The organism is Pannonibacter sp. (genome assembly GCF_051860505.1).
Classification (GTDB): domain Bacteria; phylum Pseudomonadota; class Alphaproteobacteria; order Rhizobiales; family Stappiaceae; genus Pannonibacter.
On record NZ_JBHYDX010000005.1, the window covers coordinates 20259 to 46604 of the forward strand.

The window sequence follows — 26346 nt, forward strand, 5'->3', positions numbered from 1 at the left end:
CAGGACGCGACACGATGAGCGAGAAGAAGCGCGGGTTTTTCGGCCGCCTGTTCGGTGGCAAGGACGCGGACGAGGCGCAGATCGAGCAGGGTACGGAGGCTTTGGCCACGGATCTGGAAGCGATCAGCGAACCGGACTCCCGCCCGGAATCCCTGCCAGAACCGCTGCCCGACGTCACGGAGCCGACCGAGCAGAGCGAACCTTCGCCGATTGAGGTGGAGCCCGACGCGCCGATTGTGGAACCCGCCGAGGTTCCCGTTCCGGCCCCTGTGGCCGAAACGCTCCAGCCAACGGAAAAGCTCAGCTGGTTCCAGCGTCTGCGCCGTGGCCTTTCCCGCTCATCCTCCGCGCTGACCGAGGGCATTGCCTCGATCTTCACGAAGCGCAAGCTCGACCAGTCGATGCTGGACGAGCTGGAAGACATCCTATTGCAGGCCGATCTCGGGCTCGATACTGCCAGCTCGATCACCGAGCGGCTGGGGTCGGGGCGCTTCGACAAGGAGATCTCGCCGGAGGAAGTGCGCGCCATCCTTGCCGACGAAGTCGAGAAAGTGCTGGTCCCGGTGGCCAAGCCGCTGGATCTCGACAGGGGCATCCGGCCGCATGTGGTGCTGATGGTTGGCGTCAACGGCACCGGCAAGACCACCACCATCGGCAAGCTCGCCTCGCGCCTTGCCGCCGAGGGCAAGACGGTGATGCTGGCAGCCGGCGATACATTCCGCGCCGCTGCTGTCGAACAGCTGAAGATCTGGGGCAGTCGCACCGGCTCGGAGGTCGTTGCCCGGGACGCCGGAGCCGACGCGGCCGGGCTCGCCTTTGACGCCATGCAAGCGGCCAAGGACAAGAATGTCGACGTGCTGCTGATCGACACCGCCGGCCGGCTTCAGAACAAGGCCGAGCTGATGGCGGAGCTGGAAAAGGTCATCCGCGTCATCCGCAAGGTCGACCCGACCGCGCCGCATGACGTGCTCCTGACCCTTGATGCGACCACCGGCCAAAACGCCATGAACCAGGTGGAGATTTTCGGCAAGGTGGCCGGGGTTACCGGCCTCGTCATGACAAAGCTGGATGGCACTGCGCGCGGCGGCATTCTCGTGGCAATTGCGGCAAAGTCTGGCATGCCCGTGCATTTCATTGGCGTCGGCGAAGGCATCGATGACCTCGAGCCCTTCTCTGCCCGCGACTTCGCCGAAGCGATTGCCGGACTGGCCTGAGGAAGCCCGCTTCGAGTGATGTCGGAGAACGGCAACGGCAACAAAAAACCCGCGCCGGGCGCGGGTTCAGTCGGCTGCCGGACGAGGATCGGCAGCGGGGATAGACAAAACAATCAGGCGATTACATCAAGGGCGCCGCCCATGCCGGCGGGAGCGGACCGTGCCGCACCGCTCTGCGCTGCCTGGTCAAGCAGGGTAACGATGGCCTGGTCTGACTGAAGCGCCATCTTCGTCATCTTCGTCTGCAGCTGGTCCCTGGTCTGGGCCTGCTGCGCGGAGACGAGCGATGTGGCAATCGAAACGCTGTCCATGACACCACCGACTGATTGTGAGTTGCTTCAGTTTCGACCAATCGGGTTAACAGGCAGTTAACCCTTCTGCAGACTGCGGCGCAGAAGCTTGCCGGACGGGGTGCGCGGCAACTCGTCGACGAAGCGATACAGCTTCGGCCGCTTATACTCGGCCAGACCGGCAGCAGCCACGGCGGCGATAGCTGCCTCGTCCCCTGCGCTGCCCTGCCGCATGACAACAAAGGCGGCGATCAGATCAACGCCATGGCCGGCAACCACAGTGGTCACAGCAACCTCGGCAACATCCGGATGGGCGGCAAGCACACGTTCGACCTCCTCGGGCGCCACCCGATAACCGAAGGCGTTCATCACGTCGTCGGCCCGACCTTCGTACCAGAGATAGCCATCCGCATCGAAACGGGCCCGGTCGCCCGTCAGGAACCAGTCACCCCGAAAAGCTGCCTCCGTCTCCGCCTTCCGGCGGAAATAGCCCAGCATCAGCCCGGGATCGGAGCGATACACGGCGAGAAGCCCGACCTCACCAGCGGGCAGAAGCCGGGCCTCATCGCTGGCTTCGTCGAGCACGGCAACACGGCGGCCGTCCTGCGGCTTGCCGGGACTGCCCGGACGCGTCGGCACCTCGGGACTGCTAGAGACATAGGTCGAGATCTCGCTCATGCCGAGCGCTTCGTAGAGCGGGCGGCCTGTCTTCTCGCACCAGTCCGAATGCAGGCTCACCGACAGGGCCTCGCCCGCCGTCAGGCCATGGCGCAGCAAGGGAAATGAGGCAGGGGTCACCGCGCCGTATTTCAGCAAGCGCCGGTAGAGGCTGGGCACAGCGGCAAAAAGGGTCGCCCGGCAGCCCTCGAGAACGCCGGGCCAGACGTCAGGATCGCGCGGCCCGTCATAGACAATGCTCGTCGCGCCATTGGCCCAGGGGTCCATCAGCCCGACGCCCAGCGTGTAAGTCCAGTTGAAGGCGCCGGCATGCAGCAGCCTGTCGTGACGGGTCATGCCATACCAGCCGCGATCCATTGGCCGGCGTCCAAGTGCGGCACGCTGGGCATGCAGCACGCCCTTGGGATAGCCGGAGGTGCCGGACGTGTAGATCAGAAAGGCCGGATCATCCGGCTGCGTCTCTGCATATTTATCTGCAGGTGCCGCCTTCAGACCCGCGAGCACATCGGGCCCGAGAAAGCGGACGCCGGGGCGGTCGACGGGCAGGCTTGTCGCACCGTCATGCAGCACGCAGACCGCACCGCTGTCCGCAAGGATCAGGTCGCACTCCGGCGCTGTGAGCAGCGCGGAACTCGGCACCGGCACGAAGCCCCCGGCGATGGCGCCAAAGAACGCCAGCGGAAAGTCACTGGAATGGCCGATGCGCAGTAGGATCCGGTCGCCCTGCATCAGCCCGAGACGACGAAGGCCGCCGGCGACACGCAGGATCGTGTCTTCTAGGCGGCCATAGGTCCAGGTCTCAAGCGGAGCACCCGCTTGCCCCACCACCTCAAGCGCGACATCCGTGGCAGACGGCGCGGCGTTGGTGAGGCAGTAGCGGGCAAGGTTCATCGCGTCAGCGGGTCGGAACCGGAGTGTCGCCGCGATAGTCGTAGAAGCCACGGCGGGTCTTGCGGCCCAGCCAGCCGGCCTCGACATATTTCACCAGCAGCGGGCACGGACGGTACTTGCTGTCGGCGAGGCCCTCATAGAGCACCTGCATGATCGACAGGCAGGTGTCGAGACCGATGAAATCAGCCAGTTGCAGCGGGCCCATCGGATGGTTCGCGCCGAGCTTCATCGCCGTGTCGATGGCCTCGACCGAACCGACGCCCTCATAGAGCGTGTAGATGGCTTCGTTGATCATCGGCAGCAGGATGCGGTTGACCATGAAGGCCGGGAAGTCTTCGGCAACGGCAACCGTCTTGCCGATGCGCGAGACAAAGCCCTTGGCCGCTTCGAAAGTCTCGTCCTCGGTGGCAATGCCACGCACCAGCTCGACCAGTTCCATGATCGGAACCGGGTTCATGAAGTGGATGCCGATGAAGCGCTCCGGCCGGTCCGTCGTTGCGGCAAGGCGCGTAATCGAGATTGAGGAGGTGTTGGTCGCCAGCATGGCTTCCGGCTTCAGCACCGGGCAGAGCTGGGCGAAGATCTTGCGCTTGACCTGTTCGTTTTCGGTAGCGGACTCGATGATCAGGTCAACGTCGGCGAGCATGTCGAGGTTTTCCGCGCCCGACAGTCGGTCGAGGGCTGCGGAGCGTTCTTCCTCGGCAATCTGTCCCTTGCCGACCTGACGCGCCAGGTTGCCATTGATCGAGGCAAGCCCGGACTCGATCCGGTCGCGGGAGAGGTCGTTGAGAATGACCTGGTACCCTGCCAGGGCGCAGACATGGGCGATGCCGCTGCCCATCTGGCCCGATCCGATCACGCCGATTTTCCTGATCTCGACCACCATCGTTCAATCCGATTCTGTTGCAAGCCACGGTGACACGGGCAAGGTCGTTGACGGACCCTCGCTCGAACCGCGCTATTCTTTACAAGACTGGCGCGCCGCGGCAAGAACTCCCGGCGGAAAAGCGGCCCGCCCTGAAGTTTTCGTTAAGTTATGTGTCATGGCTGTGGCATTGCAGCCCGGCACAGGATCAAGGACACAAAATGACCCGCGCCGGAAACCGCCGCGGGTCATTTGCATCAGGCTTTTTCCAGCTCTGCCTTGAGCTGCGGCAGGATGTCGAACAGGTCACCGACGAGGCCATAGTCCGCCACCTGGAAGATCGGGGCTTCTTCGTCCTTGTTGATCGCCACGATGACCTTGGAGTCCTTCATGCCGGCCAGATGCTGGATCGCGCCGGAAATGCCGCAGGCGATGTAGAGCTGCGGGGCGACGACCTTGCCGGTCTGACCGACCTGCCAGTCGTTCGGGGCATAGCCCGCATCGACGGCAGCGCGGGACGCGCCAACGGCAGCGCCCAGCGCATCGGCCACCGGCAGGATGATTTCCTGGAACTTTTCCGCCGAACCCAGCGCGCGGCCACCCGAGATGATGATCTTCGCAGAAGCCAGTTCCGGACGGTCGGACTTCGACAGCTCTTCGCCAACGAAGGACGACAGGCTCTTGTCTGCCGGAACCATGACATCTTCGATCGCCGCTGCACCGCCCTGGGCAGCTGCCTGGAAGGACGCCGTGCGCACGGTGAGAACCTTCTTGGCATCGCTGGACTTGACGGTCTGGATGGCGTTGCCGGCGTAGATCGGACGCTCGAACGTATCGGCGTCGATCACGGCGGTGACTTCGGAGATCTGCATCACGTCGATGAGGGCTGCAACGCGCGGCAGGGTGTTCTTGCCGCTGGCCGTTGCCGGGGCAACGATGGCGGAGTAGCCGCCAGCGAGCGAGACAATCAGGTCGGCCAGCGGTTCAGCCAGCTGATGCGACAGGGCATCGCTCTCGGCAACGAGAACCTTGGCAACGCCGGACAGCTTGGCCGCTTCGGCGGCTGCCGAACGGGCCCCGCTGCCGGCAACCAGGACATGGACATCGCCGCCAAGCTTGGCAGCAGCAGTCAGGGCCTTGGCCGTCGCGTCATTCAGCGCGCCACCGGCATGTTCGGCCACGAGAAGGGTGGTCATGGATCAGTTCCTCCTGCGACGGGTCCCTCAGAGGACGCCGGCCTCGTTCTTCAGCTTGGCGACCAGTTCAGCGGCGGAGCCGACCTTGACGCCGGCCTGGCGCGACGCCGGTTCGACGGTCTTCAGCACGGCCAGCCGCGGCGCTATGTCGACGCCCATCTCTTCCGGTGTCTTTTCGTCGATCGGCTTCTTTTTCGCCTTCATGATGTTCGGCAGCGACGCATAGCGCGGCTCGTTGAGGCGCAGGTCCGTGGTGACCACGGCCGGCAGCTTCAGCTTCACGGTCTGCAAGCCGCCGTCGACTTCGCGGGTCACATCGACGGTTTCAGCGGAAAGATCGACCTTCGAGGCGAAGGTGCCCTGGCCCCAGCCGAGCAGCGCCGCCAGCATCTGGCCGGTCTGGTTGCAATCGTCGTCGATGGCCTGCTTGCCAACGATGACGAGGCTAGGTGCTTCCGCGTCGACCAGCGCCTTGAGGATCTTGGCGACGGCGAGCGGCTCGGTGGTCGCATCGGTCTTCACGAGAATGCCGCGGTCGGCACCCATCGCCAGCGCCGTGCGCAGGGTCTCGGTTGCCTGGGCCGGGCCAACAGACACGACAACCACTTCGGTCGCCTTGCCGGCTTCCTTGAGACGCAGCGCCTCCTCGACGGAAATCTCGTCGAAGGGGTTCATCGACATTTTCACGTTGGCAAGGTCAACGCCCGAGCCATCCGGCTTCACACGGACCTTCACATTGTAATCGATCACCCGCTTCACGGGCACAAGGATCTTCATCGGTTTTATCCTCCCGCTCGGACGGCTTTTCTGCCGCACCGCATCAACTGTTCAAGCCGGCTTAGGATCCGTCCCGGAAAACGGCGCATTTCAGCCAAACTCTGCGTATGGCGGGCGACGGTAATCACCCGCAGGTCAGGTGTCAACGATGGCGCAAGGGAAGCTGCATCGGCCATTTGCTGCATTGCAGGAGCCAGCAGCATCCCTTTGGCCAGGTCATTCGGGCCCGTCTCAGAGCCCTTTGTCAAACAATGGCACACCGCGCCGGCGCAACGCCATCACCAGAGCGGCACCCGCAACAATCCCACCGACATGGGCGGACCAGGCTACCTGGCTGTCGCCATCGGTGACGAGATTGAAGAACTGCAGCCCGATCCAGGCCCCCAGTGCCCACAGCGCGGGGATCGGCAAGGGTATACGGCCGAGCACCAGCACCCAGACACGCACGCGCGGATGCAACATGACATAGGCCGCGACAATGCCAGAAACAGCCCCGGAAGCGCCAATCAATGGCATGTCCGAATTCGGTGCCAGGAGCGCATAGGCAAGACCTCCTGCTGCCGCTGACAAAAGGTAGAAGAGCAGAAATTTCACATGGCCCAGGGCATCCTCGACATTGTCACCGAAGACCCACAGGAACAGCATGTTTCCGCCCAGATGCCAGATGTCGCCATGAAGGAAGGAATAAGTCACGAGTGTTGCCTGCTCCGGGACAGCGATCAGCTCCGGTGACAGATCACGAATGTCGAACAGGACGGACGGAATCAACCCGAAGGAGAAAGCACCGGCTTCGACGGCCTCTCCCAGTCCCGCGCCCTGCAGAACGACAAAGGCAAGCACATTGGCGAAGATCAGCCCCCATGTGACATAGGGACGCAGCACATGCCGCAAAGGGTTGTGATCGTGAAGGGGAATGAACATACCCGCCGCAGCTCCCTAGGGCCGGAAAAGGCCCTAACGGTTTTTGCCCGGCACCCACAGAACGTCAAGCGCGCCTTTGTCATTGAGGTAGCGCGATGCGACGAAGAAGAAGTCCGACAGGCGGTTCATGTAGCGCGTTGCGGCCGGATTGACCTGTTCCCGGTCCGCCAGTTCGACCATCAGCCGCTCGGCGCGGCGCGACACTGTGCGGGCAAGATGCAGATAGGTCGCGGCCGGCGTACCGCCCGGCAGCACGAAGGAGCGCAAGGTTGTCAGGTCGGCATTGAGCAGGTCGATGGCCTCCTCGATGGCGGTCACCTGGTGATCCGTGATGCGCAGCGGCTCATAGCCAAGGTCCTGGCCGGTATCCGGTGTCGCCAGATCGGCGCCAAGATCGAACAAGTCGTTCTGGATCCGCGACAGGATGCCATCCACCTGCGGATCTGATTCGCCAAGGGCTAGACGCACGAGCCCGACGACCGAGTTGGTCTCATCGACGGTGCCATAGGCTTCGATGCGCAGGTCATATTTCGGACGGCGTTCGCCAGAGCCCAGCGCAGTCGTGCCGTTGTCGCCGGTCTTGGTGTAGATCTTGTTCAGAACAACCATGTCTTCCCCCTGCCCTTCCAAATGCTACCACTCAGGGCTTCGGCCCGAGGAAATAGAGCGTTGCCATGATGATGACGATGGCAAGAAACTGCAGGCCAACGCGCCAGCGCATCAATTGCTGCGACTTGCTGGCGGACCCGCCGCGAAACATGTTCCACAGCCCGAGGAACAGCACGACCGCAACGGCTCCCACCGCAATCGGAACGAGATTGTAGAGAATACTACCCATGATGATGTCCGTCCTGTCGTCCGCCGCAGCCCCGGCAGCGGATGTCGTCTTACGCCGGCGCTGCGCCGGCAGACCTCACTGATTGATTATTCTTCCTTGTCGGCCGCATTGATCAGAACACGATCAAGCGCCCGGGTCGACAGCAGGCGCTTGAGCACGGTCATGACCTTGGTCGGAACCGTTGTGCGATAGCGCGGCTTTGGCCGGGGTGATTCGAGGGCATGGATCAGCTGCTCGACAACCGCCTCTGGCGGCAGCTTGAAGCGGCCAGGCTCACCGTTTTCCATCCGCTTCAGCCGCCTTTCATAGGCGGCGCGGTGCACCGACGCCTCCAGCCCCTCACGCCCGATCCAGCGATGGAAATTGGCCATCGCATTGGCCGTGAAGGCGGTATCGATCGGCCCCGGCTCGATCAGCGCCACATGAATGCCCGTGCCGTGCAACTCATGCCGCAGGGTGTCGGAATAGGCCTCAAGGGCAAATTTCGATGCGGTGTAGGCGCCCCGGTATTTGACCGCAATGAAACCGAGAATGGACGAGCACTGCACGATGCGCCCCGCCCCTTGCGTCCGCATCACGGGGACCACCTGACGGGTCAGCGTATGCCAGCCGAAGAAATTGGCCTCGAACAGCTGCCGCAGGGCTTCCGTCGGCAGGTCCTCCAGCGCGCAGGGAACGGCGTAAGCGCCATTGTTGAAAAGCGCATCGAGCCGGCCGCCGCTGCGTTCGAGAATCTCGCCCAGCGCGGCCGGGATCGTCGCTTCGTTTTCGTAGTCGAGCAGGAAGGCCTCGAACCCTTGCGCCCGCAGCTCGGCAACATCCTCCGGCTTGCGGGCTGTCGGAAAGACGCGCCAGTTGCGGCCACGCAGAAGCCGGGCAGCAGAGGCCCCAATACCGCTGGAACAGCCCGTGATGAGAATGCTGCGGGCCGCGCCGCTGCCCGGTTCTGCAAGGTCCGTCATGAAGGCAGATCATTCTCCAAGCGTCAGATCGGTTCGCCGCTCAACAGCTTCGGCGCCGGACCGGCAAAGCCCGCCGCCTCGCGGATGAAGCCTGTCTTCAGGCGCGGCATCCGCTCGACAAGGCCAAGGCCAAAGTCGCGGATTCCGCGCAAGATGTCGATATCATTCGAGAACAGCCGGTTGAGCACATCCGTCACCACTCCCATCTGGAACGCATCGAAGCGGCGCCAGGTCTGGTAGCGTTCCAGCACATCGAGCGCGCCGATGTCCTGGCCAAGCCGGCGCGCGGTCACCAGCACCTCCGCCAGCGCCGCCACATCCTTGAAGCCCATGTTGAGCCCCTGGCCGGCAATCGGGTGAATGCCGTGCGCCGCATCGCCGGCAAGGGCGAAGCGCGGACGAATGTATTCACGCGCGAGGGTCAGCCCCAGCGGATAGGCGTGGCGTGGACCGTCGAGTTCCAGTTTGCCGAGGTGATGGCCGAAGCGGCGTTCCAGCTCGATCTCAAAGGTAAAGTCATCGCCGCGCACCAGGCGGTCCGCATCGGCGGTGCGCTCGGTCCAGACCAGCGAGGACCGGTTGCCGGGCAGTGGCAGAATGGCAAGGGGGCCGGCGGGCAGGAAATGTTCCTCGGCGCGGCCGTTGTGCGGGCGCTCGTGCTTGACCGTGGTGACGATGCCGGACTGGCCATAGGCCCAGTGCACTGTGCGAATGCCGGCCAGATCCCGAAGCCGCGACTTCACGCCATCGGCAGCAACCAGCAACCTGGCCGAAAGGGACTTGCCGGAGGCAGTGTGAATCAGGACCTGATCAGGCCCGGTGCTGAAATCGCGAGCGGTATCGGGCGCATGGAATACAACGCCCAGCGCAGCGGCAGCGGCATGCAGAGCCGGCAGCATGACACCATTGGGCACCATGTGAGCGAAGGGTTCACCTGCATCGCGGTCGCCGGCGAAGGTAAGATAGACCGGACGGACGACATCGCGCAGGCGGCTGTCGGTGACGATCATCTCATTGATTGGCTGTGCCCTGGCCTTGATGTCCTGCCAGATGCCGAGCTGGTCCAGCATGCGGCAGGCTGCTGCGGCAATGGCGGAGGCGCGGGGATCCTTGCCAAGCGTGTCCATGGGCTTGGGATCGATGACAGCAACCGCCATCGAAGGATCCGCCTGCTTCAGCGCCAGCGCCAGCGAAAGCCCGACATAGCCGCCACCGGCAATGGCAACATCAAACCGTTCGGCATCCGCAACGGACATGCCCATGGTATTCTCCTTCAGATCCCGAAAGGCCATACCCTGATATGGGGCGACCCCTTCCCTTTGGACAGCATTGACTTGTAGTCCCGGCGCACGTCCAAGTCAGAAAAAGACGTACGGTGGCCGGCCGGTCACCGTTATCCCCACCCCCTCAAGGGCTGCTGCAGCCCAAGGATCATGTAGCAAGGATTGCGGCGATGAACACGGCCATCGAGACACTTTTGTCCATTCTCGACCTCGAACCGCTCGAACACAATCTGTTCCGAGGTCGCAGCCCCCAGGTCGGCTGGCAGCGGGTCTATGGCGGGCAGGTCATCGGCCAGGCGCTGGTGGCGGCCTCGCGCACGGTGACCGAGGACAGGCACATCCATTCGCTGCACGGTTATTTCCTGCGACCCGGCGATCCGTCCGTTCCAATCATCTATGACGTCGACCGCATTCGCGACGGCGGCAGCTTCACCACACGGCGCGTGGTGGCGATCCAGCACGGCCAGGCAATCTTCTCCATGTCCGCCTCGTTCCAGACGCTGGAAGACGGGCTTGAACACCAGGTCGACATGCCCGATGTGCCAATGCCGGAGGATTTGCCAAGCGAGCAGGACCTGAAGGAAAAGCTGCTGCAGGTAGCCCCGCCCAACGTGCGCAAATACTGGGAGCGGGAGCGGCCGATCGAACTGAGGCCCGTGGACCTCACCCATTATTTCAGCTCCAAGAAGCTGGATCCGGTGCAGCATGTCTGGGTGCGCGCGACAAACCCGCTGCCGGATGACCAGCGCATTCACCAGTGCGTGCTGGCCTATGCCTCGGACATGACCCTGCTGGACACATCCCTGTTTCCGCACGGCAAATCGGTGTTCAGCCCGGACATCCAGCCGGCCAGCCTTGACCACTCGATGTGGTTCCACCGGCCGTTCCGGGCGGACGAGTGGATGCTCTACACCACCGACAGCCCGTCCTCCTCGGGCGGGCGCGGCATGAATCGGGGCACACTCTACACCCGCGACGGCCAGCTCATCGCCACCACGGCACAAGAAGGGCTGATCCGGCTGAAGCGGAGCTGAACTTCAGCGCGGCGAGAAGCCGGAGATCGCCAGCGGATTGTCCATCATCGCCTGGGCATCCGGCGTATCCGGCTGCAGCGCCCCGGTGAAGGCATCGAACAGACGGCGGACAAAGCCCTCCGGCAGGTCGGAGGTGATGAACACCAGCCGCGAGCGATGATCGGCATCCGGCCAGGCGGGCAGGGTCACCGGCGGGTGGAACACGTGCTGGACGCCGTGGATCACCACCGGCCGGTCCGGATCCTCGGCGATCTGGATGATGCCCTTGACGCGCAGCAACTTCGGCCCATGCGCCGAGCGCAGAAGGTCAATGAACATCTCCAGCGCTGCGGCCGGCACAGGACGGCTCGCCGCGAGCGTGAACGCGCGGATCTTGTCGTCATGGCGGTTTACATCGTGATGATGGTGGCCGTGATGGGTATGGTCATGAGCGTGATGATCATGGTGGTCATGACCACAATTCTCGTCATGGCAATGCGCGTGGTCATGTTCATGGTCGTGATGATGATCGTGGCCCGTCGCGGGCTTAGGCTCATAGGCCTCAGCATTGAGCCAGCGCGCCACATCGGGGATCTTTGTCGCAGGATCATACAGCCCGGCATTGAAGAGGTGCACAGCCTCGGCCTCGCCTTGCGCGGCCTCCAACTGCAGCGCTCCGGGATTGAGCGTCTTCAGCCGGCTGCGAAGCGCCGCGAGCGATACCTGGCCTTCCGGCCCGGTCAGAAGATCCGTCTTGGTCAGGACAAGGCGGTCGGCCACGGCGGCCTGGCGGACGGATTCCACATGCTCGTCCAGCGTCGACATGCCGTTGACCGCATCGACCAGGGTCACGACGCTGTCGAGGCGATAGCGCAGCATCAGATAAGGATGCAGCATCACCGTATGCAGGATCGGCGCGGGATCAGCCAGACCCGTCGTCTCGATCACCACCCGGGCAAGCTTATCCATCCGGCCATTGTCGAGACGGCGCAAAAGGTCTTCCAGCGTGTTGATCAGATCGCCGCGAATGGTGCAGCACAGGCAGCCGGAGGACAGCTCCATCACGCCATCATCGGACCGGTCGACCAGCAGGTGGTCAAGGCCGATGTCGCCAAACTCGTTGATGATGACGGCCGTGTCCGCCATCACCGGATCCTTGAGGATCCGGTTGAGCAGCGTTGTCTTGCCGGATCCGAGAAAGCCGGTGATGATCGACAGCGGAATGGGTGGCTTCGGTCCGCGCGGCTGCGCGGCGGCGGTCGGTTCGGCGGACATGAGCTTATCCTTCAGGCGGGCAGCCCGGTGCTACGGCCTGGGCGCAGGTTTGACCGGGGGGTTCAAGGCCCTGAATATGGCACCGGGAGCCGGCTCGGCAACAGCACCGGGAACAAGGCTCGAGGGCCGCAGGTCCAGCGGCTTGGAAACCGGCAGGCGCACAGCAGGCCGGGCCGAGCCTGCAACTTCGGCCAAGGCGGGCGCTGCAGGCGCATTCGGAGCAACTGGTGCTGCCGGTGCCTGACCCTTCGCAACACCGACGGACACGGTCGCAGGGGCGTAGGCAATCTGTTCGACACCAACGGTGCGATCAAGAATCATGGCCCAGTCGACCTTGCCCTTCCCCTTGCTGGCCGGCACATCTTCACCGTCTTCCCCCGGTTCACTGCCGCTCTGCTGCGGCATGCCAGGCATGATCGGCTTGCTGTCGTCGAGGTTGCTGAGAGCCATGACGGCTGAACGGGACTTCTGCGGGCTGGCCATATCAAAGCGGGCAAGGATCTCGTCCGGACCCGGCTTGCGATTGCGCTTGCAATAACCATCAGCCGGAGGCGGCGTGCCGGCCCGTGGCAACATGGTGACCGTTGTGCTGGAACCGCGCGTGCGGAAGCCACGATCTATGACCTGGCGCGAGAACGCCGTGCGCTCGAGACCGGATCCAGCACCTAGGACGATGGCGATCACCGTGCGGCCGTTGCGTGTGGCGGATGCAGCGACATTGTAACCGGAGTTGCAGATGTAGCCGGTCTTGAGGCCGTCAGCCCCGGGCACGCGCTGCAGAAACTCACGATTGGCCGAACGCAGGGTCTGCTTGCCGAACTTGAGGCCCGGGTGACGGTAGAAGGAATGCGCCTCCGGAAAATCGCGCTTCAAGGCCATCGCCAGAAGAGCGAGATCGGCGGCGGAGGAAATCTGCCGGTTGTCCGGCAGGCCATGCGGGTTGACGAAATTGGTGTCGCGCATCCCCATGCGGCGGGCTTCGGCATTCATCATGGCGATGAAATTGGCTTCGGTACCGCCAACGGTTTCAGCCACCGCGACAGCAATGTCATTGGCCGACTTGACCATCAGGATCCTCAGCGCTGTCTCAAGCGAAAGCTGTGTGCCGACCTTGAAGCCCATCTTGCTGGGAGGCTGGGCAAGCGAATTGGCGGATTGGATGACCGGAGATTGCAGCGAAAGCCGACCGTCACGGATTGCACGCAATGTGACATAGGCCGTCATCATTTTGGTGAGCGAGGCCGGATACCATTGCCGGGTTGCCTCGTGCTCTTCCAGCACGGCGCCCGTGGCCGCATCGATCACCAGATACGGACCGATATCCGCCCGAGCCGGCGTCAGGGTTGCAGATAGGACGCTGAGGCCGGCCAGCGCCGCCAAGCCCAGCGCACGCGCCTTGTAAAATCCACCGAGCACGATGCCCTCGTCGTGAAAGAATGCCCCACAGGCCCGAAAGCCACACCCCGAATTTCAATAAACGATAGTGGTTAAGGATTGCAAAGTCTAAGCGGCCATCATCGGGAAAAACCGGCGGGACGCCTTTGCAGGGGCGACCGCCCCTGCCTCAAGAATGGGCAATCGCCGCCAAATCCGGCACCTGATCGACAACCCGTTGCGGGTCTTGCCGCCGTCTTTTGCCGGTTTTGAGGGAGTGGCCCGCGCCTTGCTAAGCACCCTGACAAGAGCAACAAGCGCCATTGCCCCCTTGCAAGCGCGGACAACAGGTCATCATGATCACTGCAGGAATGACGGGGAGACAGGCCTACCATGATGAGCGCGGCTGAGGCAGCAACGGCAGAAGCAGCGCCAGGGAGGGCCATTTCCCGAGTCTTGCGCATGCAACGCGCCGAAGGTCGGGCCAGCGTCGTGTTTTCTCACACCAGAACGCCAGACGGGGCGGACGTCACAACCCTTGCCCGGCTCGCACAATCCGGTTCGGCCAAGATCCGGTTGCCCAAGGTCTATGATGGGGTGCCGGTGGCCGTGCTGTTGAACACAGCCGGGGGCATTACCGGCGGTGACCGGCTCAGCTTTGCCGCAACGCTCACAAGCGGCTGCCATGCTGTCATCACCACCCAGGCAGCGGAGCGCGCCTATCGCAGCCAATCCGGCGCCGGAGAAGTCCACAATGCGGTTATGGCCGGCGACAGTGCGACGGTCGAATGGTTGCCCCAAGAAACCATGCTGTTCGAGCATTCCCACCTCGACCGCAGCCTGACCGTGGATCTTTCAGGCTCAGCCCGGTTCATCGGACTGGAGATGGTTGTGCTCGGACGGGAGGCCATGGGCGAGACAGTCACCACCTGTAGCTTTCGCGACGCCTGGCGCATCCGCCGCGACGGGCGTCTTGTCTATGCCGACACGGTCCGGTTTGGGCCGGACATGGCGATGCTAGATCATCTGGCGACAGCGCGCGGTGCCAGGGCATTCGCGACCTTTGTCGATTGCGGACCGCAGGCCGAGGGCCGGCTTGTCCAGGCTCGTGATCTGGTCGCAGCGCTTCCCGTGCGTGCCGGTGTCAGTGCCTGGAACGGCCAACTCGTCGCCCGGTTCCTGAGCCCGGGCAGCCGGGCGCTGCGTGACAGTCTCATCACATTTCTTGAAGCCTATCGCGGCGCGTCCCTGCCCCGTGTCTGGCATTGCTGATCCACGACCAACATTGACGGAGAACGCCGGTGAACCTGACCCCGCGCGAAAAGGACAAGCTGCTGATTTCCATGGCTGCGATGGTGGCGCGCCGGCGGCTGGAACGCGGCGTGAAACTGAACCACCCGGAAGCGATCGCGTTGATCAGCGATTTCGTTGTCGAAGGCGCGCGCGATGGCCGAACCGTTGCCGACTTGATGGAAGCAGGCGCCCATGTGCTGACGCGCGATCAGGTGATGCCCGGCATTGCCGAGATGATCCATGACGTGCAGGTGGAGGCGACTTTCCCCGATGGCACCAAGCTCGTCACCGTGCATCAGCCGATCCGATAAGGGGTCAATTCATGAAACGAATGCTGAGCCTTGAGACACATGACATGCCAGCCGCATGGTTAGCAGCCGCCAAAACCGGCGCCCCTCAGGTGGGTCCGGGCGTTTCAGCCCCCCGCCCCCTTGTGGGGGCCGAAGGCGGGGCGAGACCCGTGGCTCGACCCAGGCAGGGTAAGGGGTGGGGGGCCGCCCGGAACCCAGTCGGATCACCAAATACCTTGGGAGCCTATGGTCAAAAATGTCGGTTTCCTCGTCGTTTTAGTCCGTTGCCCCCCACCCCCATCCCCTCCCCACGAGGGGGAGGGGAGCACGGCGCCTCAGTGCAAGTCACCAAGCGGCGCCGCTTAGCGGCTGGGCCAAGCCCTGTCAGCAGCCTCGCCCTTGCCACCCTCATCCCGGTCCCGGCCATCGCCCAGGGAACAGAGACCACGCAAACCCTGTTCACCCCGACAGTCATCCTGATCGGCATTGCCGGTCTAGTTATCGGCGGAGTGATCGGGTTCATCCGCCGCCGCAAGGAGATGAAGAAATGATCCCTGGAGAGCTGTTCCCCGCCGAGGGCGAGATCGAACTCAATGCCGGCCAACCCGTTGTCGAACTGGACGTTGCCAACACGGGCGACCGGCCAATCCAGGTCGGCAGTCACTACCACTTTGCTGAAACCAACGCCGGCCTGAGCTTTGACAGGGCTGCGGCGCACGGACTGCGGCTGGACATACCGGCCGGAACGGCGGTGCGCTTCGAGCCAGGCCAGACGAAACGTGTGCATCTGGTGCCCTATCGCGGCGACCGCACCGTCTACGGCTTCAACCAGAAAGTCATGGGGGCTTTGTGACCCTGAGCCGATTGACTTGATCAATACCCTGACCTGATCCCAACCGTCCGACACCGCGACACGCGAGGAAAACCATGCCGTTCAAGATGTCCCGCGCTGCCTATGCCGACATGTTCGGTCCCACCACCGGCGACCGGCTGCGTCTTGCCGACACCGACCTGATCATCGAGGTGGAGAAGGATTTCACCCTTTATGGTGAGGAGGTGAAGTTCGGCGGCGGTAAGGTCATCCGCGACGGCATGGGCCAGTCGCAGCATCCGCGCTCCGCCGGCGCCGTTGATACCGTGATCACCAATGTGCTGATCATCGATCACTGGGGCATCGTGAAAGCCGATGTCGGCCTCAAGGACGGACGTATCGCCGGCATTGGCAAGGCGGGCAATCCGGACGTGCAGCCGGGCGTGAGCATTATCGTCGGCCCGGGCACGGAAGTGATCGCCGGCGAAGGGCGCATCCTGACGGCCGGCGCGCTGGATGTGCATATCCACTACATCTGCCCGCAGCAGATCGACGAGGCGCTGATGTCGGGCGTCACCACCATGCTGGGTGGAGGCACGGGACCGGCAACAGGCACCAACGCCACGACCTGCACCCCCGGCCCGTGGCACATGACACGAATGTTGCAATCGGCCGACAGCTTTCCGATGAACCTTGGATTTGCCGGCAAGGGCAATGCCTCCCTGCCGGCCGCGCTCGAGGAACAGATCCTGGCCGGAGCCTGCGCGCTGAAACTGCATGAAGACTGGGGCACGACACCCGCAGCAATCGACACCTGCCTGAGTGTTGCCGATGCCTATGACGTACAGGTGATGATCCACACCGACACACTGAACGAGAGCGGCTTCGTAGAGGACACAAAGGCCGCCTTCAAGGGACGGACGATCCATGCCTTCCACACGGAAGGCGCGGGCGGCGGCCACGCCCCCGATATCATCAAGGTGTGCGGCGAGGCGAATGTTATCCCGTCCTCCACCAATCCGACCCGGCCCTACACGAAGAACACCATCGACGAGCATCTCGACATGCTGATGGTCTGCCACCACCTCGATCCGTCGATTCCCGAGGATGTGGCCTTCGCCGAGAGCCGCATCCGCCGCGAAACCATCGCAGCAGAGGATATCCTGCACGACATGGGCGCGATGTCGATCATCGCATCCGACAGCCAGGCCATGGGCCGCGTCGGCGAGGTGATCATCCGCACCTTCCAGACGGCGCACAAGATGCGGGTGCAGCGCGGCCGTCTGCCAGAGGAAACCGGCAACAATGACAACATGCGCGTGAAGCGCTACATCGCCAAGGTGACGATCAATCCGGCGATCGCCCATGGTCTGGACGAGCACATCGGTTCCGTCGAGGTGGGCAAGCTGGCGGATCTGGTGCTCTGGTCACCCGCCTTCTTCGGCGTGAAACCGGACATGATCCTGAAACTTGGCACCATTGCCGCAGCGCCGATGGGCGATCCCAATGCCTCGATCCCGACGCCGCAGCCGGTGCATTACCGTCCCATGTTCGGTGCTTTCGGAAAGGCAATGACCGCCAGCCGCGTGACCTTCGTCTCCAGGGCGGCACATGAGCAGAACATCAAGGACCGGCTGGAACTGGACAGTCTGGTGCTGCCGGTGAAGAACACACGCTCAGGCATTTCCAAGCGCTCGATGATCCACAACGATGCCTTGCCGGTGATCGAGGTTCACCCGGAGACGTATGAGGTACGGGCGAACGGGGAACTGCTGACCTGCGAGCCAGCAGATGTGCTGCCCATGGCCCAGCGCTATTTCCTGTTCTAGGGTGCGCTGGAAACAGCCGCAGCCAGCGTGTCACGGGAAAGAACGGGGAAACATGTACAAGGTCATCGGCAATCCGCGCAGCCGCGCCGCACGCATCTACTGGATGCTGGAGGAACTCGGCCAGCCCTATGAGATCGTGCTGGCCAAGCCGCACAGCCCTGAGGTCCTTGCCCTCAATCCGGGCGGCAAGATCCCTGTCCTGATTGACGGTGACGCAGCCCTGACTGACAGCGTCGCCATCGTCCAGTATCTGGCGGACAAGCATGACGGCTGCACCTTCGCAGCCGGAACCGTCAACCGTGCGATCCAGGACAGCTTCACCCAGTTCTGTGTCGACGAGGTCGAGGGCGCGCTCTGGACCGCTGCCAAGCAGGGCATGTTCTATGAGAACGCAGCCCCGCCGATGCAGGAAATCTGCAAGAAAGAGTTTGCCAAGGCCCTCGACACACTGGCTAAGCGGCTGGGGAACAACGCCTATGTCATGGGTGATACATTCACCGTCCCGGACCTGATCCTTGGCCATTGCGGCGGCTGGGCGGCGATGTCGAAGTTTCCCGTACCGAAGGACGGGCCGCTGTACGACTACTTCAAACGGCTGCGCGAACGCCCGGCCTATGTCGCCATGGGCAAGCGCGTGGCGGAGGCGCTGCAATGACAAAGTCACTTCGCGCCGGGTTGGTGCGCCCGGTTGGAACCTGGCCGGACTGGTGCCTCGATACCATCACGCTGGACGGCGAGGACAGGCACCGGCGTCGGGCCCTGCTGACCAGCGATGGCGGCACGGAGTTCCTGCTGGATCTGCCCGATGCGACCTGGCTGCGCCATGGCGACGGGCTGCAGCTGGATGATGGCCGGATGATCAAGGTTCAGGCGGCCCCGGAAGACGTTGTCGACATCACAGCCCCCTCCCCGGCCGGCCTGCTGCGTATCGCCTGGCATCTTGGCAACCGCCACCTGCCCACCCAACTGCTTGGAGATGCGCTGCGCATTCGCCGGGACCATGTGATCGAGGCGATGGCGGAACTGCTCGGCGGAACACTGACCTTCAGATCGGCGCCGTTCGATCCTGAAGGCGGTGCCTATGGCCACGGCCGGACACAGGGGCATGACCATGGTCACAGTCACCTTCATCAAGACACCCGCCTTCACAACCACGGGCATGATCACACCCATGACCACGGGCACCATCACCATGGGCATTCCCATGGCAATGGCGGGCACGACCATTGAACGGCCACGTGCCCCCTGATTCATGTGAAACATCGCCGGTGCCCGTCACCTGCGCCGGGCTCTACCGGTTGTTTGCGCTGCTTTCCCCGGCATTTCCGGTTGGTGCCTTTACCTACAGCCACGGTCTGGAGCGTGTCATCGAGGACGGCGACATCCGCGACGCCGCCAGTCTGGAAGACTGTCTTGCCGCTCTGCTGCGCTTCGGCTCGGGTCAGGCAGACGCCATCCTTCTGTCGGTTGCACACACCGCAGCACGGCAGGGCAACCCGGATGGCGTTCGCGAAACCGCCGCACTCGGACTGGCGCTTGCCCCGTCAAAGGAGCGGCATCTGGAAACCAGCGCACAGGGCACGGCCTTCCTGGATACATGCCGAAAGGCATGGCTTCCCTCGGCGGAAACGCCCGCAGGACAGGTGTTTGCTGCTCTGGTGCCGCAGCAGGGCCTGCTGCCGGCCTGGCCCTATCCGGTTGCTGTGGGGCTGACAGCCGCCGCCTGGAATATCCCCTGCGGTCCGACGCTGACCGCCTTTCTGCAGGCGTTTGCGGCCTCGCTGATTTCTGCCGCCATTCGCGCCGTGCCACTTGGACAGACTGACGGGCAGCGCGTGCTGCACCGTCTGGAAGGCGTGATCACCGAAGTCTGCCGCAAAGCCGACAAGGCGCACTTGTCCGACATCGGCAGCGCGGGACTATCCACTGACATTGCATCGATGCTCCATGAAACCCAGTACACGAGGCTCTTCCGCTCATGACATCCCCGAACGGACCCCTTCGCGTCGGCATCGGCGGCCCGGTGGGCGCCGGCAAGACCACGCTCACCGACCGGCTCTGCAAGGCGCTGCGGGACCGCTTTTCCCTCGCTGTCATCACCAACGACATCTACACCAGCGAGGATGCGGAGGCGCTGATGCGCTCACAGGCGCTGCCGAGCGAACGCATCCGAGGCGTCGAGACCGGCGGCTGCCCGCACACGGCGATCCGCGAGGACGCCTCGATCAATCTCGCGGCCGTGCATGACCTGACCCGAGCATTTCCGGATCTGGATCTGATCCTGATTGAATCGGGTGGAGACAATCTAGCCGCCACGTTCTCACCAGAACTGGCGGACCTGACGATTTACGTCATTGACGTTGCGGCCGGCGAGGAGATCCCGCGCAAAGGCGGCCCCGGCATCACGCGCTCCGACCTGCTGGTGATCAACAAGACGGACCTCGCCCCCTATGTCGAAGTCGACCTCTCGGTCATGGACCGGGACGCCAAGCGCATGCGCAAGGACCGGCCGTATCTCTTCGCCAACACAAAGGCCGGCCAGGGTGTGACCGAAATTGCGGAATTCATTGTCCAGAAGGGTGGACTCGGACACTGAAGCCATGGCCTTGCCTGAGCAGTTCCGACCTGACCCGCCTGTCCTGGATCAATTCTGGGACCAGAAATACGGACTGAAGACCAGCAGACCGCCGATCAGTTCCAACCGGCCGAGGATCATCTGGAAAGCGAGCAGCAGGGTGACTGTATCGGACAGGGGAGCAAAGTTGCCGGCTGGACCGATGATCGGGCCGATGCCCGGACCAACATTGGCCTGCGCCGTGATCGAGGCACTCAGAGCCGTTTCGATGTCCAGGCCGAGCATCATGTAGAGAAAGGCAAAGCCGGCGAAGGTGGCGGTGTAGAGCACCGAGAACACGAGGACACCTTCAAGGACGCCTGGCGACACGGGCGTTCCGGCATAGCTCGGTTCGATCACCCGGCTTGGGTGGACGGCGCGCTTCAACATGGTGCGGATAGCGCTGAGCAGAATCTGGATCCGGAAGATCTTGAAACCGCCGGACGTCGACCCGGAACAACCGCCGATGAAGGTGGTGAAGAAGAACACGGCAATGACGAAATTGCCCCAGAGCAGATAATCACCCGCAGCATAACCGGTCGTGGTGATCACCGAGACGACGTTGAACGTGGCCAGGGTCAGGAGCCGGAAGGGATCGCCTTCGATGCGGCTGTTGATTGCGAGGAACAGGGCAAAGCTGATCACTGCAATCAGGGCCAGATAAAATCGAACCTGCCCCCTGTGGGGATTATCTCGCCACTCTGCCAGTCGGATAAGATAGAGAAAGGGAAGAGACGACAAAAGCATGAATACAGTCGCGATCCAAAGGATTGTATTTGTCGGATACTTGCCCAATGAACTGTCAGACGTTGAAAACCCACCTGTTGCGACCGTCGTCATCATGTGATTGATAGCATCAAAGGCGGTCATGCCGGCGAGATAATAGGCAAGAGCGCAAAACACGCTGAGCGTCAGATACAACATCAGCAACCGCGCCACGAAAGGCTCGACCCGGCCATAGGGCTTGCTCATCTTCTCGGAGGATTCGATGGCGAAGAGCTGCGAGCCACCGATGCGCAGGCCCGGCAACAGCCAGATGCCAATGACGACGATCCCGATACCGCCAATCCACTGCAGCAGCGACCGCCACAGCAGAATTCCCGGGGGCTGGGTATCGAGCCCGGTGATGACCGTGGAGCCAGTGGTGGTGATCCCGGACACGCTCTCAAAGAACGCCTCGGAAAAACTCAGTCCTATTTCGCTCAGGTAGAAGGGAATAGCCCCGGCCAGGCTGAACACCAGCCAGGCTGCATTGACGAAGAGAAACGTTTCCTTGGGGCGGAACTGGAACTGTTGCCCCTCCAGAGCCGCCGAGATCAGCGCCCCGATTGCCCCCAGGATCAGCGCCGTTACTGCGAAGACAGCCCAGTCATTGTGGCCTGCAATCAGATCAGCACCGGCAGGAAGCAGCATGAACAGGGCGATAATGATCAGAAGACGGCCAATCGGCAGGATGACGGCACGAAAGTTCATCGGGTCTCTTTCACTGGCGCGCCGGGCATGTTTGCCGGCTCGTCCAGTCTGAAGCTTCGCAACGGCATGGCGCAGAACGGCGCGCACGATGCCTTTCGCGCATGTTCCCCGTTCCGCTGCCGATTGCAAGCCTCAGGCTGACGCAGAGCACCCGCCGATCGGGTCCGTCCTGGGATCAGCCGTTGTAGACGACGGCGATCTTGTTGCCGCTCAGATCGCGCATATACGCGGAATACCAGGTCGGGGTGTAGTCCGGGCGCGGGCCGGCCGGACCTTCATCCATTGCCCCGCGCGCCAAAGCCGCTGCATAGAAAGCATCAACCTCAGCCGGCGTTGCTGCCGGAAAAGCGACCATCGTGCCGTTCCCGGCGCTTGCTGGCTCGCCATTGTAGGGCTGGCAAATCCAGACTGTGGACCCCTTGCCGAGCCCGCCAGCGGAATATCCCCGCCACCCTGGAAAATTCGCATGGGCCGACCAACCGATTGTCGCCAGCACCGCGTCGTAGAAGGCATGTGCGGTCTCAACATCCCGCGCGCCCAGTGTCACATATAGGTCCATGATCATTCTCCTGCCAAAAAACACCAGCAGCACGCTAGCGCGAAACCGAGAACAAAAAAAGAACAAACTTCTCGATGCACTGCGCCAACAGATGCAGATCCGGACGTCGATCCGGGGCAAACCAGCCCATTCCTTGACTCTGGTAGCGATCCTGATGTATGTCCCGGCTACTTCACGAAAGTGACGACAGATCTGATCAGCCGACCGGGACCCGCACAGGTATAAAGAGCGCCCGGAGGTCAACACCCGACAGCGCGTTGCGCCCTCGGGTGCGAAACTGCTTTGCGCGCGGCTTTCGCGCAGCAAGGCGGCTGGTTCCCGGAGCTGCGCCACCCCAGATGAAGGGGCACCGGCCATGAGGCCGGATGTCAGGACGCAACCCGGAAGGACCCGCGCATGTTTGAAAGTCTGTCCGAACGCCTCAGCGGCATTCTCGACAAGCTCACCGGCCGTGGCGCGCTGTCCGAGGCCGACGTCAACGAGGCGATGCGCGAAGTGCGCCGCGCGCTGATCGAAGCCGACGTCGCCCTTCCTGTGGTCCGCTCCTTCACCGACAAGGTTCGCAACCGAGCAGTCGGCGCCGAGGTGGTCAAGTCGATCACCCCGGGCCAGATGGTTATCAAGATCGTCCACGACCAGCTCGTGGACATGCTCGGCGCCGAGGCCGAGCCAATCGACCTGAATGCCCCCGCGCCTGTCGCCATCATGATGGTCGGCCTGCAGGGTTCCGGCAAGACGACGACCACGGCCAAGATCGCCCGGCGCCTGACTTTGCGCGACAAGCGCAAGGTGCTGATGGCCTCGCTCGACACGCGCCGTCCGGCAGCACAGGAACAGCTGAAGGTCCTTGGCGAGCAGAACAGCGTCGACACATTGCCGATCGTCGCAGGCCAGGGTCCGGTGGACATCGCCAAGCGCGCCATTATGGCGGCTCGCCTCGGCGGCTACGACGTGGTCATGCTCGACACCGCCGGCCGGATCCACATCGACGAAGCGCTGATGCTGGAAATGGCAGAGGTGAAGGCGGCAACCAATCCGCATGAAATCCTGCTGGTTGCCGATTCGCTGACCGGTCAGGATGCCGTCAATCTGGCGAAGAGCTTCGACGAGCGCGTCGGCATCACCGGCATCGCGCTGACCCGCATGGACGGTGACGGTCGCGGCGGTGCGGCCCTGTCGATGCGCGCGGTCACCGGCAAGCCGGTCAAGCTGATCGGCACCGGTGAAAAATCCGACGCGCTCGAAGACTTCCATCCGCGCCGCATCGCGGACCGCATTCTCGGCATGGGCGACATCGTCAGCCTGGTCGAAAAGGCCGCCGAAGCCATTGACGCCGAAAAGGCGGCGAAGATGGCAGCCAAGCTGCAGAAGGGCACCTTCGACCTGGAAGACCTGGCCGACCAGCTCAAGCAGATGGAAAAGCTCGGTGGCATGTCCGGCATGATGAGCATGCTGCCCGGCATCGGCAAGATGAAGAAGCAGCTGGACGCGGCCAATCTCGACGAGCGCATGTTCAAGCGCCAGGTCGCCATCATCCAGTCGATGACGCCGACCGAACGGCGCAAGCCGGACCTCCTGAAGGCAAGCCGCAAGAAACGGATTGCCTCCGGTTCCGGCGTTGACGTCTCCGAAGTCAACAAGCTGCTCAAGATGCACCGCCAGATGGCCGACGTCATGAAAATGATGGGCAAGAACAAGGGCATGATGGGCAAGATGATGGGCATGCTCGGCGGCGGCATGGGTGGAATGGGCGGCGGCATGCCGAACATCGATCCCAAGCAGCTGGAGCAGCTGGCCAAGAGCGGCCAACTTCCCGGCGCTGCCGAACTTGCCAAAGGGCTTTCCGGCGGAATGGGCGGGCTTCCTGGCGGGTTCCCAGGTCTTGGCGGTCCCAAATTGCCCGGCCTCGGCGGGCTCGGCGGCTTGCCCGGCTTCGGAAAGGGCAAGAAGTGATGACCGACGCCCTGAAGACCGGTGCCGATGCCCAGCTGAGTGACAGCGCCGCGATGGTGGAACTGCGGGCCCTGCGCGCGTCCATCGACAACATCGACGCCGCGCTCATCCATATGCTGGCCGAGCGGTTCAAGTGCACCCAGAAAGTGGGACACCTGAAAGCGACCCACGACCTGCCGCCGGCCGACCCGGCGCGCGAACAGATTCAGATCGAGCGACTGCGCCGGCTGGCCGTCGACGCAAATCTTGATCCTGACTTTGCCGAGAAGTTCCTGGCGTTCATCGTCAAGGAAGTGATCCGGCACCATGAAGCCATTGCCGCAAAGACCGGCAACTGAAACAACTGGAGAAACTGAAATGGCTACCAAGATCCGTCTCGCCCGTGGCGGCGCCAAGAAGCGTCCGTTCTACCGCATCGTCGTGACCGACGTCCGCGCCCCGCGCGACGGCCGCTTCATCGAAAAGGTCGGTTCCTATGACCCGATGCAGGCCAAGGAATCCGCAACCCGCGTCGTTCTCGACGTCGAGCGCGTCAAGTACTGGCTCGCCAATGGCGCGACCCCGACCGACCGCGTCCTGCGCTTCCTGAACGATGCCGGTCTCGTGACCCGCGAAGCCCGCAACAACCCGAAGAAGGCCGAAATGGGCAAGAAGGCCGCCGAAAAGGCCGCTGCTGCCAAGAAGAAGGCCGAAGAAGCAGCCGCTGCTGCTGCAGCTGGCGCGGAATAATCCCGTGACGCGGGCGGCTTTCCAGATCGGCATCAGGACGCAAGCAGTCGGAGCGCAGGCATGATCAACGCTCCGACGGACAAGATCCTGATGGCTGTGGTGGGAGCCGCCCACGGCATCCGCGGCGAGGTACGGGTCAAGCCCTATGGCGATGACCCGCTATCCTTCACTGACTATGGCGCACTGGAAACAGAAGACGGATCCCGCCACTTCACGGTGGTCAATGCCAGGGTGCAGAAGACGGTTGTCGTCACGAAGTTCAAGGGGATCAACGACCGCAACGCCGCAGAGGCGCTGAACGGGCTTGAACTCTACATCCCGCGCGACCGGTTCCCGGAGCCGGAAGAGGATGAATTCTACCATACCGACCTGATCGGACTGACGGCCGAAGATGAGGCCGGAACCCTGCTGGGACGTGTTGTCACCGTGCAGAACTTCGGGGCTGGCGATCTGATCGAGATCCGGCCGCCGAGCGGCAAATCCTACTACATCCCGTTTACCAGGGAGTTTGTCCCGACGGTGGACATGGCCGGCAACCGCGTCATCTGCGTGCTGCCGCCCGATTACCTGTCTGAAACGCCGCGCGATGACGGCAGGGACGATGCCAAGGCCCGCTGAACCTGGACGCGGTTGAGAACCGGACCAATTCTGGCCATCAGCTGTTCACGGCTCTCAGCTTCCGCAGCAAGCCGGCGCTGCTCAGACCGCCACAAGGCAATGCCAAAGACCACCAGCGCAACCCCAATTCCATTCGCTGCCGCATCCAGCAGCGACGCATCGCGGCCCGGAATGAACGCCTGGAGGATTTCTCCGCCGATGCCGAAGCCGAAGGCAACAAGTGCTGAAATGCGCAACCGGCAGCAGAAGAAGGCGTGGATCGACAAGGTCAAGAGGCCGTAGAAAGCCACATGCAGCACCTTGTCGAAAGGATGCGACAGGCCGTGGTTGAACACCACTCCTACAGCCAGCCCAAACACAATCAACGCAGCCAGCGGCAGCACGCGACTGAGCGAAATGTCGATGTAATGCGCATCAACATGGCGACGAACAAAGGCGGGCAGGTGAAAACGGATGGACGGCACGGGACGGCATCTCCTTAGATTTGCCATCAGCATCACCCGGTGAAGTTAAGCCGGGGTTAGGTCAAAGCACCAGCTATCCTAAAAATTCACATTTGATCTCATATAGTTAAGAGATCTGAATCCTGATCCGTCAAAT

The 26346-nt window shown here is 62.9% G+C and carries 30 protein-coding genes; 15 read left to right on the forward strand and 15 right to left on the reverse strand.

The genetic code is table 11. The features are described from left to right. Nucleotides 1-14 precede the first annotated feature (14 nt). Nucleotides 15-1214: a signal recognition particle-docking protein FtsY gene (gene ftsY / locus ACTIFE_RS04815; protein ID WP_439528031.1), complete on the forward strand. Its 1200-nt coding sequence runs from the start codon at nt 15-17 to the stop codon at nt 1212-1214. Nucleotides 1215-1327: 113 nt separating this feature from the next. Here the strand turns inward: ftsY and ACTIFE_RS04820 are convergent, their stop codons facing one another. The 10 genes from ACTIFE_RS04820 to ACTIFE_RS04865 all read right to left on the reverse strand — a co-directional run bounded on the left by ACTIFE_RS04820 (nt 1328) and on the right by ACTIFE_RS04865 (nt 9894). Continuing rightward, entirely contained in the window at nt 1328-1525 is a 198-nt protein-coding gene (locus ACTIFE_RS04820; protein WP_439528032.1) for a hypothetical protein, read from the reverse strand. A 57-nt stretch (nt 1526-1582) separates the two neighbouring features. After that, nucleotides 1583-3073, reverse strand: coding sequence for an acyl-CoA synthetase (locus ACTIFE_RS04825; RefSeq protein WP_439528182.1), 1491 nt, complete (start codon nt 3071-3073; stop codon nt 1583-1585). Between the two features lie 4 nt (nt 3074-3077). Further along, entirely contained in the window at nt 3078-3959 is an 882-nt protein-coding gene (locus tag ACTIFE_RS04830) for a 3-hydroxybutyryl-CoA dehydrogenase (protein ID WP_106754499.1), read from the reverse strand. A gap of 236 nt (nt 3960-4195) precedes the next feature. After that, on the reverse strand, nt 4196-5134 hold the full coding sequence (locus ACTIFE_RS04835; RefSeq protein WP_439528033.1) for an electron transfer flavoprotein subunit alpha/FixB family protein: 939 nt from the start codon (nt 5132-5134) through the stop codon (nt 4196-4198). A gap of 27 nt (nt 5135-5161) precedes the next feature. Further along, a complete protein-coding gene (locus ACTIFE_RS04840) occupies nt 5162-5911 on the reverse strand; it encodes an electron transfer flavoprotein subunit beta/FixA family protein (protein WP_439528034.1) in 750 nt (249 codons plus the stop codon). A gap of 231 nt (nt 5912-6142) precedes the next feature. Continuing rightward, a complete protein-coding gene (locus ACTIFE_RS04845) occupies nt 6143-6832 on the reverse strand; it encodes a rhomboid family intramembrane serine protease (protein WP_439528035.1) in 690 nt (229 codons plus the stop codon). Nucleotides 6833-6865: 33 nt separating this feature from the next. Next, complete coding sequence (locus ACTIFE_RS04850) at nt 6866-7441, reverse strand: cob(I)yrinic acid a,c-diamide adenosyltransferase (protein WP_439528036.1); 576 nt, start codon at nt 7439-7441, stop codon at nt 6866-6868. Nucleotides 7442-7472: 31 nt separating this feature from the next. Continuing rightward, complete coding sequence (locus ACTIFE_RS04855; RefSeq protein WP_439528037.1) at nt 7473-7670, reverse strand: twin transmembrane helix small protein; 198 nt, start codon at nt 7668-7670, stop codon at nt 7473-7475. A gap of 86 nt (nt 7671-7756) precedes the next feature. Continuing rightward, nucleotides 7757-8632 carry an SDR family oxidoreductase gene (locus ACTIFE_RS04860; protein ID WP_439528038.1) on the reverse strand — a complete coding sequence of 292 codons (876 nt, stop codon included), beginning with the start codon at nt 8630-8632 and terminating at the stop codon, nt 7757-7759. 23 nt (nt 8633-8655) lie between these two features. Then, a complete protein-coding gene (locus tag ACTIFE_RS04865) occupies nt 8656-9894 on the reverse strand; it encodes a ubiquinone biosynthesis hydroxylase (protein ID WP_439528039.1) in 1239 nt (412 codons plus the stop codon). A 191-nt stretch (nt 9895-10085) separates the two neighbouring features. Here ACTIFE_RS04865 and tesB point away from each other — a divergent pair, with 191 nt between their 5' ends. After that, on the forward strand, nt 10086-10949 hold the full coding sequence (gene tesB, locus ACTIFE_RS04870; protein ID WP_439528040.1) for an acyl-CoA thioesterase II: 864 nt from the start codon (nt 10086-10088) through the stop codon (nt 10947-10949). A 3-nt stretch (nt 10950-10952) separates the two neighbouring features. Here the strand turns inward: tesB and ACTIFE_RS04875 are convergent, their stop codons facing one another. Both ACTIFE_RS04875 and ACTIFE_RS04880 read right to left on the reverse strand, forming a co-directional pair. Further along, on the reverse strand, nt 10953-12203 hold the full coding sequence (locus tag ACTIFE_RS04875; protein ID WP_439528041.1) for a CobW family GTP-binding protein: 1251 nt from the start codon (nt 12201-12203) through the stop codon (nt 10953-10955). A gap of 30 nt (nt 12204-12233) precedes the next feature. After that, on the reverse strand, nt 12234-13619 hold the full coding sequence (locus ACTIFE_RS04880) for a D-alanyl-D-alanine carboxypeptidase family protein (protein ID WP_439528042.1): 1386 nt from the start codon (nt 13617-13619) through the stop codon (nt 12234-12236). 420 nt (nt 13620-14039) lie between these two features. On the opposite strand from ACTIFE_RS04880, the gene ACTIFE_RS04885 reads away from it, so the two are divergent. The 9 genes from ACTIFE_RS04885 to ureG all read left to right on the forward strand — a co-directional run bounded on the left by ACTIFE_RS04885 (nt 14040) and on the right by ureG (nt 20396). Beyond that, on the forward strand, nt 14040-14849 hold the full coding sequence (locus ACTIFE_RS04885) for an urease accessory protein UreD (RefSeq protein ID WP_439528043.1): 810 nt from the start codon (nt 14040-14042) through the stop codon (nt 14847-14849). Nucleotides 14850-14878: 29 nt separating this feature from the next. Beyond that, nucleotides 14879-15181, forward strand: coding sequence for an urease subunit gamma (locus tag ACTIFE_RS04890; protein WP_439528044.1), 303 nt, complete (start codon nt 14879-14881; stop codon nt 15179-15181). A 317-nt stretch (nt 15182-15498) separates the two neighbouring features. Next, complete coding sequence (locus ACTIFE_RS04895; RefSeq protein WP_439528045.1) at nt 15499-15711, forward strand: LPXTG cell wall anchor domain-containing protein; 213 nt, start codon at nt 15499-15501, stop codon at nt 15709-15711. Beyond that, complete coding sequence (locus ACTIFE_RS04900) at nt 15708-16013, forward strand: urease subunit beta (protein ID WP_439528046.1); 306 nt, start codon at nt 15708-15710, stop codon at nt 16011-16013. Before ACTIFE_RS04895 ends, ACTIFE_RS04900 begins: the two co-directional genes overlap by 4 nt. A 74-nt stretch (nt 16014-16087) precedes the next feature. After that, on the forward strand, nt 16088-17800 hold the full coding sequence (gene ureC, locus ACTIFE_RS04905; RefSeq protein ID WP_439528047.1) for an urease subunit alpha: 1713 nt from the start codon (nt 16088-16090) through the stop codon (nt 17798-17800). A gap of 52 nt (nt 17801-17852) precedes the next feature. Beyond that, the gene (locus ACTIFE_RS04910) at nt 17853-18455 is read left to right on the forward strand and encodes a glutathione S-transferase family protein (RefSeq protein WP_439528048.1); all 603 of its coding nucleotides are present in this window, start codon (nt 17853-17855) and stop codon (nt 18453-18455) included. Continuing rightward, the gene (locus tag ACTIFE_RS04915) at nt 18452-19030 is read left to right on the forward strand and encodes an urease accessory protein UreE (protein ID WP_439528049.1); all 579 of its coding nucleotides are present in this window, start codon (nt 18452-18454) and stop codon (nt 19028-19030) included. Before ACTIFE_RS04910 ends, ACTIFE_RS04915 begins: the two co-directional genes overlap by 4 nt. Nucleotides 19031-19068: 38 nt before the next feature. Then, the gene (locus tag ACTIFE_RS04920) at nt 19069-19782 is read left to right on the forward strand and encodes an urease accessory protein UreF (protein WP_439528050.1); all 714 of its coding nucleotides are present in this window, start codon (nt 19069-19071) and stop codon (nt 19780-19782) included. After that, a complete protein-coding gene (gene ureG, locus ACTIFE_RS04925) occupies nt 19779-20396 on the forward strand; it encodes an urease accessory protein UreG (protein ID WP_439528051.1) in 618 nt (205 codons plus the stop codon). Before ACTIFE_RS04920 ends, ureG begins: the two co-directional genes overlap by 4 nt. Before the next feature lie 48 nt (nt 20397-20444). On the opposite strand, the gene ACTIFE_RS04930 is transcribed toward ureG, so the two are convergent. Beyond that, nucleotides 20445-21887 carry a TrkH family potassium uptake protein gene (locus ACTIFE_RS04930; RefSeq protein WP_439528052.1) on the reverse strand — a complete coding sequence of 481 codons (1443 nt, stop codon included), beginning with the start codon at nt 21885-21887 and terminating at the stop codon, nt 20445-20447. 175 nt (nt 21888-22062) lie between these two features. Further along, on the reverse strand, nt 22063-22446 hold the full coding sequence (locus ACTIFE_RS04935; RefSeq protein WP_439528053.1) for a VOC family protein: 384 nt from the start codon (nt 22444-22446) through the stop codon (nt 22063-22065). A 396-nt stretch (nt 22447-22842) separates the two neighbouring features. Between ACTIFE_RS04935 and ffh the strand changes: the two genes are divergently transcribed. Genes ffh through rimM form a run of 4 tightly spaced genes read left to right on the forward strand, consistent with a single transcriptional unit; the run spans nt 22843 to nt 25746 of the window. Then, nucleotides 22843-24399 carry a signal recognition particle protein gene (gene ffh / locus ACTIFE_RS04940; RefSeq protein WP_439528054.1) on the forward strand — a complete coding sequence of 519 codons (1557 nt, stop codon included), beginning with the start codon at nt 22843-22845 and terminating at the stop codon, nt 24397-24399. Between the two features lie 53 nt (nt 24400-24452). Continuing rightward, nucleotides 24453-24737, forward strand: coding sequence for a chorismate mutase (locus ACTIFE_RS04945; protein ID WP_439528183.1), 285 nt, complete (start codon nt 24453-24455; stop codon nt 24735-24737). 19 nt (nt 24738-24756) lie between these two features. Continuing rightward, nucleotides 24757-25128 carry a 30S ribosomal protein S16 gene (gene rpsP, locus ACTIFE_RS04950; protein WP_439528055.1) on the forward strand — a complete coding sequence of 124 codons (372 nt, stop codon included), beginning with the start codon at nt 24757-24759 and terminating at the stop codon, nt 25126-25128. A 60-nt stretch (nt 25129-25188) separates the two neighbouring features. Continuing rightward, a complete protein-coding gene (gene rimM / locus ACTIFE_RS04955) occupies nt 25189-25746 on the forward strand; it encodes a ribosome maturation factor RimM (RefSeq protein ID WP_439528056.1) in 558 nt (185 codons plus the stop codon). Here rimM and ACTIFE_RS04960 read toward each other — a convergent pair. After that, on the reverse strand, nt 25692-26210 hold the full coding sequence (locus tag ACTIFE_RS04960; RefSeq protein WP_439528057.1) for a VanZ family protein: 519 nt from the start codon (nt 26208-26210) through the stop codon (nt 25692-25694). The two genes, rimM and ACTIFE_RS04960, sit on opposite strands and share 55 nt — an antisense overlap. Between the last annotated feature and the right edge of the window lie 136 nt (nt 26211-26346).